This is a genomic window from Oleiphilus sp. HI0132 (assembly GCF_001635845.1).
Genome location: NZ_LWGJ01000313.1, coordinates 1 through 10,207, shown reverse-complemented (window position 1 = coordinate 10,207; position 10,207 = coordinate 1). Strand labels below are relative to the sequence as shown.

Annotated in this window: 13 protein-coding genes; 8 read left to right on the top strand and 5 right to left on the bottom strand. The window is 45.2% G+C overall.

What is annotated here, in order from left to right:
• Nucleotides 1–289: 289 nt before the first annotated feature.
• On the top strand, nucleotides 290–607 hold the full coding sequence (locus A3766_RS30290; protein ID WP_068507689.1) for a tetratricopeptide repeat protein: 318 nt from the start codon (nucleotides 290–292) through the stop codon (nucleotides 605–607).
• Nucleotides 604–948, top strand: coding sequence for a hypothetical protein (locus A3766_RS03800; RefSeq protein WP_068507691.1), 345 nt, complete (start codon nucleotides 604–606; stop codon nucleotides 946–948). The genes A3766_RS30290 and A3766_RS03800 overlap by 4 nt, the downstream gene beginning before the upstream one ends.
• Before the next feature lie 155 nt (nucleotides 949–1,103).
• On the opposite strand, the gene A3766_RS32570 is transcribed toward A3766_RS03800, so the two are convergent.
• Together A3766_RS32570 and A3766_RS03795 are read right to left on the bottom strand one after the other, a co-directional pair.
• Nucleotides 1,104–1,190, bottom strand: a complete 87-nt coding sequence (locus A3766_RS32570) for a hypothetical protein (RefSeq protein WP_368664562.1) — start codon at nucleotides 1,188–1,190, stop codon at nucleotides 1,104–1,106.
• Between the two features lie 9 nt (nucleotides 1,191–1,199).
• Entirely contained in the window at nucleotides 1,200–2,000 is an 801-nt protein-coding gene (locus A3766_RS03795) for a hypothetical protein (protein WP_068552838.1), read from the bottom strand.
• Nucleotides 2,001–2,251: 251 nt separating this feature from the next.
• On the opposite strand from A3766_RS03795, the gene A3766_RS03790 reads away from it, so the two are divergent.
• From A3766_RS03790 to A3766_RS03780, 3 genes are read left to right on the top strand one after another with little or no spacing between them, the layout of a single operon-like run.
• Nucleotides 2,252–2,482: a FeoA family protein gene (locus A3766_RS03790; RefSeq protein ID WP_068552836.1), complete on the top strand. Its 231-nt coding sequence runs from the start codon at nucleotides 2,252–2,254 to the stop codon at nucleotides 2,480–2,482.
• A 21-nt stretch (nucleotides 2,483–2,503) separates the two neighbouring features.
• Nucleotides 2,504–4,825, top strand: coding sequence for a Fe(2+) transporter permease subunit FeoB (gene feoB, locus A3766_RS03785; RefSeq protein ID WP_068507695.1), 2,322 nt, complete (start codon nucleotides 2,504–2,506; stop codon nucleotides 4,823–4,825).
• Nucleotides 4,822–5,085: a FeoC-like transcriptional regulator gene (locus tag A3766_RS03780; RefSeq protein ID WP_068507697.1), complete on the top strand. Its 264-nt coding sequence runs from the start codon at nucleotides 4,822–4,824 to the stop codon at nucleotides 5,083–5,085. Before feoB ends, A3766_RS03780 begins: the two co-directional genes overlap by 4 nt.
• A gap of 21 nt (nucleotides 5,086–5,106) precedes the next feature.
• On the opposite strand, the gene A3766_RS03775 is transcribed toward A3766_RS03780, so the two are convergent.
• Nucleotides 5,107–6,105: a putative solute-binding protein gene (locus A3766_RS03775; protein WP_068507699.1), complete on the bottom strand. Its 999-nt coding sequence runs from the start codon at nucleotides 6,103–6,105 to the stop codon at nucleotides 5,107–5,109.
• Nucleotides 6,106–6,358: 253 nt separating this feature from the next.
• Here A3766_RS03775 and A3766_RS03770 point away from each other — a divergent pair, with 253 nt between their 5' ends.
• Nucleotides 6,359–7,066 carry a hypothetical protein gene (locus A3766_RS03770; RefSeq protein ID WP_156490203.1) on the top strand — a complete coding sequence of 236 codons (708 nt, stop codon included), beginning with the start codon at nucleotides 6,359–6,361 and terminating at the stop codon, nucleotides 7,064–7,066.
• Between the two features lie 38 nt (nucleotides 7,067–7,104).
• Here A3766_RS03770 and A3766_RS03765 read toward each other — a convergent pair whose 3' ends face one another.
• Nucleotides 7,105–7,827, bottom strand: a complete 723-nt coding sequence (locus A3766_RS03765; protein ID WP_068641709.1) for a hypothetical protein — start codon at nucleotides 7,825–7,827, stop codon at nucleotides 7,105–7,107.
• Nucleotides 7,828–8,072: 245 nt separating this feature from the next.
• On the opposite strand from A3766_RS03765, the gene elbB reads away from it, so the two are divergent.
• Nucleotides 8,073–8,729, top strand: a complete 657-nt coding sequence (gene elbB / locus A3766_RS03760) for an isoprenoid biosynthesis glyoxalase ElbB (protein WP_068507707.1) — start codon at nucleotides 8,073–8,075, stop codon at nucleotides 8,727–8,729.
• Nucleotides 8,730–8,832: 103 nt separating this feature from the next.
• Nucleotides 8,833–9,282, top strand: a complete 450-nt coding sequence (locus tag A3766_RS03755) for a DUF695 domain-containing protein (protein ID WP_068507709.1) — start codon at nucleotides 8,833–8,835, stop codon at nucleotides 9,280–9,282.
• Between the two features lie 141 nt (nucleotides 9,283–9,423).
• Here the strand turns inward: A3766_RS03755 and A3766_RS03750 are convergent.
• On the bottom strand, nucleotides 9,424–10,207 hold a 784-nt coding region (locus A3766_RS03750), incomplete at its 5' end, for a tRNA (adenine(22)-N(1))-methyltransferase TrmK (protein ID WP_156508663.1).

Below are 10,207 nucleotides of genomic sequence, written 5' to 3'. Positions count from 1 at the left end.
ATTATTGAATCCTATGTCTAGGGCAATGCGAGTAATGTCCTTTTTAGAAAACGCGAGTTGCTTTGGGTGTTGAGTTTAGGTTCAATCGATCGCAGATGAGCAAATTTCTAAACTAGTTCTCGAGTATGAGCATCGTTTACAAAGCTTTGAGGATCAGCTCAGCCAGAAAAGTTCAGACATTGATGATAACCGAAAAGCGCTGGCGCTTACGCAAGAGGTTCAATCTCTTTGGCTCAGGGCGGGACAAGATACAAGCCCCAGCAATCGAATCTCAAGTTATGATGACATTTTGAAGATCAAGCCCGATGACTGTGAAGCTTTGACCTACAAGGCGGATGCGGTATTAGAAATCAATGAGCCACAATGGGCCGCAAACCTATGCCAGCAAGCTTTAGAGCTTGATCCTGACAATGGACATGCATTTTATCAGCTTGCCTGTGCTTATACGGCACTGCAGCAATATGAGGAGGCGCTTTCCTATTTATCTAACGCAATTGCTAAAAGTGATAGCTATCGAGATGAGGCTACTAAGGATGACGCTTTAAAAGCGTTGCGTACGCACCCTTCGTTTGAGGAAATGATAAAAAATACACTAGAAGATCTATGACAGCCGGTATTCTGAGCCTTAGAGCAAATAGCTTCCTGTTAGTTGTAGCAATGCTGCTGGGTTCAACATTTTGTGCGTCTGCGCCAAAATATTCAACGCTGGATATATATCAGTTGAGTAGAGAAGTGTCCGCGCAAACTGGCTATACCATTATTTTTAGTCCGCGAGTTAGAAGTCAAACAAAAGTTTCGATGTTGCTCAGCAAGAAAATTAATCCAGAGAGCCTTTATAGTATTTTTTTATCAGTGCTTAACGTTCACGGGTATGCTGCTATTCGTGATGCAAATCTGATCAAAATTGTACGAGAAAGGAAGGCTCGGTATATGTATTCCAGTGACTAAAACCCAAACCACATACTTTACCTATTTGTCGTTCCGTGAACCGTTAAGGTGAGGTGTTTCTAAGCAGTTTTATCTTTTGAAACTATTATTTGCGTATACTTAACAATACAGAAATGGTGAATTTATATTCAAATATGGTTTGACTTTGTTTTGCATTAATAAAACCAATACTTGAGCAGCACGCCTTGTGGTGTATCTCGCCATTGCCGTGTGACAAGGAAGCCTTGTATCGAATCACTCATGTAAGAGGCTTAATGAACCAAGTCATTCAGTCGGCGTTCTGTGATGATCAGGGAGATCATTTTCTTCATTTTGTCTCTAACAATCTCGGCTTCTTTATGGAGTTGCTGATTGCGCTGCTCCTTATTGTCGCTCAGTGTTTTCAAGCTTAGGCTTGGCTGGTACCGTGCAAAGCTCATATACAGCTTGGGAATCTTCTTTTTGACCGGCTTGGGAATACTAAGTGTTCTTGAATGCTTAATCGTCTCGTGCATATGTTGAGGAAGCCACTTGAATAGAGGCTCTAAGCGTCGGTCTAACTTAATTGGCATGGCCCAGCGATCAGAGCCGTGATGGACGGCGATTAAAACCGGGCACTGGTTAACGAGTGCCAGCTCAATAAAGCGAGGGCTGAGAAAAGGAAGCACCGCAACGCCGTCGCCAAAATTACACAGCTCGCCCTCGGGCATAATAACGCAATCAGTAAAGCCTTCTTCTTGTAATAATACACAGGCTTCATCAAAACCTACTCCGTGGTTAATCTGCGTGAGAAAGCTAAGTAATTGTTTCGCGATGGGCAGCTCGTAAAACTTTCGCCAGGTGATACCGAAGGGCGAACGCTTCTCTCCACCATGCTTTTGCATGGAATCTGCCAGGCCAACCAAACCTGCCAGCGCACCCATCATCGGCCCATGATTTAGCGCGATAATTAAACGCGGCTCCTGAGCCAGAATCGTATCAAGGTCTTCAGAGGACTTCGCTATTACGACATCTTTGATATAAAGCGTTTTGAGTAAGCGTTTAACGAAGTGGAAATCTTTGACGGTTCTCATAGAGTGCTTCGGTTTTGGTTTAGAGCTTCTATTCTAACCTCAATTGGGAAAAGGGTTGAGAAAATTTTCGCTCTCTCTTTTATAACCAATAGGAGGTAAGTCATTACCTACTCTTATCAGCCTAAGCTTGCCAATAATTGATCTAAGTCAAACGAGATTGATTCCTATTAAGCTTCAATGGTATTCATTAAGTTCTATTGATAGCCTTTAGATACGAATCATTCCTATTATTGTTTGTGAGGTGAATCTTGATGACGCAAAGCTTAAGTATGGATCGATTATCAGAAGGTCAGAACGCAACCATTACACAGATCAGTGGCGGTAAAAGCCTTGCCAGAAAAATGATAGGGCTTGGTTTGCGTGTGGGTGGTGAGGTCTGCTTGCTCCAACGTCGCCGACACGGTTTGGTTCTCGCAAATCGTGGAACGAGAATCGCCTTGGGCGATAGTATTGCCCGTCATCTTAAAGTTTCTCCTTGCTAGCAGCTTCAGAGGCCTAAGCCTATGTTAACCATCGCTCTGGGTGGCAACCCTAATTGTGGTAAGTCAGCCCTTTTTAATCAATTTACAGGAATTAGACAAACCACAGGTAATTGGCCTGGCGTAACGGTTGAGCGCAAAGCAGGGCGAACAAAGTTGCTAGGAGACGAGGCAAACGTTGTCGACTTGCCAGGTATTTACTCGCTGGATGCATCGTCTCTGGATGAAAAAGTTACCCGGGACTATCTTCTCTCTGCCGACGCTGACCTGATCGTTAATGTGGTTGATGCCTCGAATCTTGAGCGTAACCTCTATTTCACTGTGCAATTACGAGAAATGGGCGTTCCAGTGGTCGTGGCGCTGAATATGATGGACGTTGCCCGCAAGCGTGGCATTAGTCTCGATGTTGAACGCTTAAGCGAAGCCTTATGTTGCCCGGTGGTGCCTATCGTCGCTGTGACAGGGGAAGGCTTGAAAGGTTTGGCTAGCGCGATCAAGTACGAGTTAAGTTCCAGCGAGCAGAACTCAATCGAGCTGGTACATGAAGACTTGGTTGAGCAGGCAATCCTATCCGTTTCCGGCTATCTACCAGCTACTGTTAAAGCAAACGAACAACGCTGGGTCGCGACTAAGCTTTTGGAAAATGATAGCGCTGTATTGGGCGCAATTGAATCGGCTGGTCAAAAAGAGCTGCTATCAAGGGTTTCCCATTGGCAGAGCAAGATTGAAGAAAGAACCGGGGAAGACGTCGACATACATATTGCTGATGGGCGCTTTAATCATGCACATTGCTTATCGCAAGAGGTAATAAAGGAAGCTGGTGTCGTGGGCAAGAATCTATCTGATAAGATAGACCATATTGTACTCGGGAAGCGCTTGGGAATCGGTATATTCTTACTGGTTATGTATGCGATGTTTACCTTTACGATCAACGTTGGCGGTGCCTTTATTGACCTCTTCGATATGGGCGTGGGTGCAATTTTTGTTGATGGCACTGCGCATCTGATGGGGCTGCTTGGCTTGCCTGAATGGAGCAAGGTGTTTTTGGCAGATGGTATTGGAGGGGGCATTCAGGTTGTCTCTACCTTTATTCCTATTATTGTTTGCTTGTATTTGTTTTTATCCGCACTTGAGGATAGCGGCTATATGGCACGCGCAGCCTTTGTGATGGATAGAGCTATGCGTAAGATTGGTCTGCCAGGTAAAGCCTTTGTACCGATGATCGTTGGTTTTGGTTGTAATGTTCCCGCTGTCATGGCGACGCGAACCCTGGAAAACCAGCGAGAAAGAAAGCTTACTATTTTGATGAATCCTTTTATGTCATGTGGTGCGCGTCTACCTGTATACGTATTGTTTGCGGCGGCCTTCTTTCCTGACAATGGTCAAAATCTAGTGTTTATTCTTTATTTGGCAGGTATTGCTGTTGCTGTTCTAACGGGTTTAATTATGCGTAAAACCCTTCTTCAGGGCGAAAGCAGCGGTTTTATGATGGAGCTGCCTCCTTATCACTTGCCCACCTTAAAAGCCGTATTATTAAGAACCTGGGATAGAGTAAAGCTTTTCATCCGCGATGCCGGGAAGGTGATTGTTCTGATGGTGCTGGCGCTAAATGTGCTCAACTCGATTGGCACGGACGGCTCTTTCGGGAATGAAGATTCTGAAGACTCGGTCTTAAGCGAAGTGAGCAAAACGCTTACGCCGATGTTCTCTCCTATGGGCATTAGTGAAGAAAATTGGCCTGCTACGGTTGGCATCTTTACCGGGGTCTTAGCTAAAGAAGCCGTTGTGGGCACCTTGGATTCACTATATGGGCAATTAGCGAGCGAAGGTGAAGCGCAAGAGCAGGGCTTTGATCTGGGAGCTAGCCTGAGTGAAGCATTGGCAACAGTACCGGAAAACTTTTCTGCTATAGGGGATATGCTGTTTGATCCCTTAGGCTTAGATGTGGGCGATATCAGCAATATCGATGCCGCCGCTGAAGCACAGGAAGTGAGCCGTGGAACCTTTGGCGAAATGGTCGAACGTTTTAATGGCCAAGCAGGCGCTTTCTCTTATCTGCTATTTATTTTGCTTTACTTTCCTTGTGTGGCGACGATTGGTGCAATTGTCCGCGAAACCGGGCGTTCCTGGGCGGGCTTTGTTGCATTGTGGACAACAGGTGTCGCCTACTTTAATGCCACCGCGTTTTATCAACTTGCGACCTTTACTCAGCATCCTATAAGTTCTGCCGCACACTTAGCCGTTATTTCAGCCTTGTTTGCTCTGGTCATAGTGGTTTTAAGAAGACAGGGCGATGAGGATGAAGCTATCGCGTCCAAGCTTCAGCCTGAGGGTGCTTTATTATGATTTTGTCTGATATAAAAGCGTATTTGCAGCAGTGTCAGCAGGCGAGTCTGGAAGATATCGCTTTGCACTTTGACAGCAGTGTCGAGGCCGTTAGAGGGATGCTGGATATTTGGCTTAGAAAAGGGCGGGTAGAGCATTGTCTGGCGAATGATATTTGCGGAATATCATGTCGACAGTGCGACTCGCCATCGATGCAAATCTACCGCTGGAAGGGGGGCGAGTCTTCGTTAGCAACGATCCCTCTCAGAATGTGTGACTAGTGCTATCGTAAGGCGAGTCGATTACTTAGGCATGATGCACTCTTCTCGATGAGGAGAGGTATGGCAGCGTATTTTCCATAATAAGGATAAAGCGCGGGCATCAAAGCGATCTGTAACCTTAAGCGTTAAACGAATATTCTTGTAGAAATCCTCTAACTCATCTTTGGTCGACTGGTCGGTTCTGATCCAATATTTTTTGGGGATCTGTTTTTCGGCATTGTTAATAAGGGTGGAAATATTATTCATCCGGTTAACAATATAGTGGCGCATTTTAGTACCGAAGTCTTCGCTAAACTCAGACTTGATAGAGATAGCCTGGAGCATGCCGTAAAACAAGCGTATATCAAGAATTCCCCCTCGCTCGCCAAGACCTTTATATAGTTCGAAGGTGTTATAGGCTAGCGCGGGCATGAGGACGATATCCAGTCCTCCATTGTTAAAATGCTCAGAGAAATTTGAAAGTGTCACCTTGATAGGAACCGCCCCCGAGAGTTCTGCAAACATGCGCGTTTGGATGTCGCCATTTAGCACCGCAAGAGTTTTACCCTTAAAGTCATTGATTCCTTTAATTTTCTTGTCGTTTACGAAAGCGAACATGGAGCCAACGGGTAGTGAAGCGACGACTTCATAGTCACCGTCCGACATTAATTCAACGGCTTTTGGGGAGGTAATGGCTGCCAGAGTTTTATGAAGTTTTCGTTCCGAGGTAATGCCGCCAATGGCATCGAGAGTGCCGGCAAATTGTACAAAGTCTCGTGACAGAATTGCAGTAACGATGCCGATATCACACTTACCTTCCTTAAGATCTGAAGCCACAAGATTTTCATCTTCATAAGCAATAAATGACAGGTCGAGCCCCCAGGTTTGGGCAATCGGGGTAAGGTCTGAGAAGAATGCAATGACTGGGCCGTTCTGGCCAACTGGGTCCCATGTGCAAACAGTTTTCTGCTCGAGTTTTGCTGAATGAGCGCTGACGCAGAAAAGAGAAAGTAGCGATATAATGAAAAATCTAGGGAACATTGTGAAAAGCAGTCCGTATTTGCTTCGGTGTAAAAAATATAGGCGCTATTGTATCGCAGCATTGAAAGCTATGCAGTGAATCAGGTCGAATTCTTTGCTTAACGACGAAAGAGACTTTATATCCGTTTCACAACTATGACTTAAAGCACTTAACAAATTACAGAGGAAGGTTTAAGGTTCCGCGCTATAGACTTGGAGTAAGAGAATCTCCTGGCGAGTGATGTAATATGGATAGAATACGCAAGAGGTATGGATGAGTAGGGCTGTTTCGAGTATCAAGGGTCGCTGTATGCGCGAATGCAGGAAGAGTCTTCGTCTTGTTATATATTGCGTGTTGGCTTGTGCATCCTCGTTGGTTGGTGCCGAGCCTCCCGAAGGGCTGGACTTTATTGGTGGCTATTATGAGAAAGGTGAGTATAAGTGTTATGCGGAGCCTTGCTTTACAATTCATAAAGGAACCGAGGCAGCTGCTGCGAAAGACCGGCCTTTTTCCCCAAGAGATTGGCAACCTAGAACACGAAGTTGCCAAAAAGCTTATACACAAGCGCTGGCAACAGCGAGTACAGTCGATATTCGCTATGCCAAAAAAGGTGACTGTGTTTTCGTTGTCGAAGGCGAATGGCTTGACCCCTATACCACCGAAGTTATTACTGAGTTAGGTGATATCGCACTAGATCAGTTGGTGAGCTATAGAGAAGCCCACCGTTACGGTGGTGCGTACTGGTCTCATGCTCAACGTATGGAGCTGGTGAGCGATTCAGATAACATCGTGCCGGTAGCTTCCATGAGCAAAAAAGCCCGCGCAGGGAAGTCGCCGACCCAGTGGATGCCCGAGAACAAAGCTTATTGGTGTGACTATATCGTGCGCCGAGAGATTATTCAGCGCAAGTATAAGCTTTATCTGCCAAGAGAAGAGCGCGAATTTCAGCAGGAAATTAAAAAACTCTATTGCAAGTACTAGCTGAAATGATAGCGGCTCAGTGACTATCTAAAGGCCGGTTATAAGCGCTTATTTAACAGGGAAATAAGTTTCATTGGTAGTTCTGCTGAGGCTAACACTTCTCCATGACTTGGAATTAAGACTGCTGGTTGGTCATTGTCTATTTGCTTCAATGCCCACTGTTTAAACGTGGCCTTATCGTCAAGAAGAAACCACTTGATCACTTGACTCATTTTTAAACCCGGTGCAGCGCCAAGCACTTTCTGCATGACTTTTGCAATCGGCTGGTTAGACATGCGTTCATAGTTCAAAAAGCTATCACAAGTAATCCATAAGCTGGTTTGCGAGTCTTTATCGTGCTTTTTAAACCAGGCATCATGACCCCGGTGACCTGGTGGAATCAGTACAGAGTAATTAAATGGCAGTGGCGGTAACTCACTTTCCAGTGCAGTGATATCGCTTTCTGAACTAGCTACCCCTTGTTTAACTAAACGCTTGATCGCCCCTTTACTTGCATACAAGCGATGTTTCGGAAAAGCATCTCGCCAGGCTTGAACGCCCATATAGTGAAAACTGTTTGGCATCACCAGGTGCATGCAGAGCTCTTCATTTAGCCATTCTTTGGGAAAGGCATCGATCAAAGATTTACCAGGGCTGATAATCACGATGTCTGAATCACTTGTTTTGATCGCGATAGAGTTTGAAACAAAGTTTGGCACAATATACTGACCAACTCTGATTTCCGGGTGTTTTTCAATCTCGTGCCATAAATTCTTTTGCATCTGGCCGTGTTCCTTAGTCTAAAGAGAAGCGAATTGGCGAACATAATATGAACTAAACGGAGCATAGTAAATAACGATCTAAGCAACCCGCTACTTCGCTAAAGCCCTATCAGGCGATATGCGGTTCTTCTAACAATAAATTGATATAGATCAAGACGATGTTTTGTTGTACTCGAATGGACTTGCTAGACTCGAAATAACGATGAAAGTTTTGTCTGGCAATTGACTAACTGAAGGAAAGGTTTATGAGCGATAAAAAAGTTGCGGTGGTGTTGTCTGGCTGTGGTGTATTCGATGGCTCTGAAATATATGAAGCAACACTGACATTGTTGGCACTTGATCGAGCAGGGGTTGCGTATCAGTGTATGGCTCCGAATATTGATCAGATGCATGTGCTTAATCACATGACGGGTAAAGAGATGAATGAGACTCGGAATGTACTCGTTGAGTCTGCACGCCTGGCTCGCGGAGATATCATCGACCTGTCAGAGGCTAAACCTGAAGATTATGCAGGGCTTATTTTCCCCGGAGGCTTTGGCGCGGCTAAAAATCTATCCAACTTTGCGGTAGCGGGTACCGATATGGAGGTTAATTCGCAAGTCGCTGAGTTTGCTCAGGCCTTTCACCGTCAACAAAAAGTAATTGGGCTTGTGTGTATTGCGCCGGCATTGGCGCCGAAGCTGATTGGCCACGGAGTGAAGTGTACAATCGGAAATGATGCCGATACCTCTGAGGCAATCACTGCTATGGGTGGAGAGCATCAAACCTGCGCCGTTGATGATTGCGTTATTGATGAGGCCAATAATACTGTGTCCACTCCTGCCTATATGCTGGCGAGCCGGATTAGTCAGGCAGCTTCAGGTATAGAGAAGCTGGTTTCTATAGTCATACAGCGTTTGTAGCTTTAGCGTGATTGAAAGACTCTTGCAAGCTCGGGCATGAGTCGTTAATGTTGCTCATAGAAATTGAGTCTGAGACCATTATCGAACCAAAGAGAGAAAACACGTGAGTAGTAAGTTTGTTATTCCTGAGCCGAGTTACCAAGTCATCCACCGTGAAGATATGGGTGCAAAAGTCTATGCTGCGGTGAACACGACACTGGCCACTTTTGAGGACGAGCCGCGTAAACTCTATGCTTGGCAGTTATCACTGATTCTTAAATTAGACACCGAAGATGAACAAGGCTTGACACTTCCAGAGGAAGCAAAAGAAATTGAGCCTTTTTGCCAGCAATTGGACGTTGACCTTCGAGCCGGCGGGAATGCTGTGCCTTTAGCGAGAATTACCTGGAATAAGACGCGAGAGTTACTTTTTAGAGTCTACAACCCGGTTCAAGCTGACGAATTAATAAAGAGTATTATCGAAGCGGATACCACGCCACGCCCCTTCAGCTATACAATCGACCCTGATGAAGATTGGAAGATGTCAGAGGTTTACCTTAAGAGCTTTAGGTAAAAGCGTTTCAATGGGGTCAGACTCGATTGAAAACAGCAATCGTTTTGTAGGCAGTGCTTTCCTCGGCTCGCTGGTGAATCAGTACAATGTTTCTTGTTGGGTTGAGTAAGTGAGGGGTGGAACCTTCTGCCCACAACTTCTTTATGCTTGTATATGTTCAGCGCAAAGCTCATAGGCGCGTATGACCTCATCGACTTTATCTCCGTGATTAATTCGGGATTTTTTGTAGTGAGATAGAACGCGCGCCAGATACTCATGGGCAATCTCAGCTTGAACTTCCGTTTCACCCTGCCAAATTTTTCTACCCGCCGGAGATATTTCCTTCTTTAAACCACTACACGAAGAAACATGCAGTATTTCATAAAACTGCTTTCGTTCTTTCACCAGTTGTTCGTCAAGCAGAGAAAAATCGAGCTTAATGAGGTGCTGCCTAAGTGCATATTGGTGATAAACAGGGCAGAGCAGATAATCGATATCAAGGTTTTGAAACTTCTGATGAAGCTGGTTGATCAGGCTCATCGTTTCGTCACCACCTATACCAGCAATAATGACCAAATGTTTGCCTTGATGTTTGTCTAAAGGTAACTGGGAGGCATCGCTGCAATAGGTCTTCCAAGATGTTTGGTTGTTAGGAGTCGCCGGAAAGAGCTCAACTAACTTCAGGTTCAAGGCTTCAATGAGCTCTGGAACAATATCAACAAAGTGAATTGTGGGTGCGGCTTGCCGATCAAGCAGGTTGATTCCCAATAAACCGTGGTCGCAGCAGCAATCCCAGATGTGCTCGTAGTTATTTAGGCACATCTCATTGAGTTTTTTTAGGCGTTTACCGAGCTTCAAAGTTTTGATTCCATTAATAATAAAAAGGGCCGCATATTTGCGACCCTTTTTTAGTACTGCTGTAGCGCTGTTCTTAGTATGAACGCTG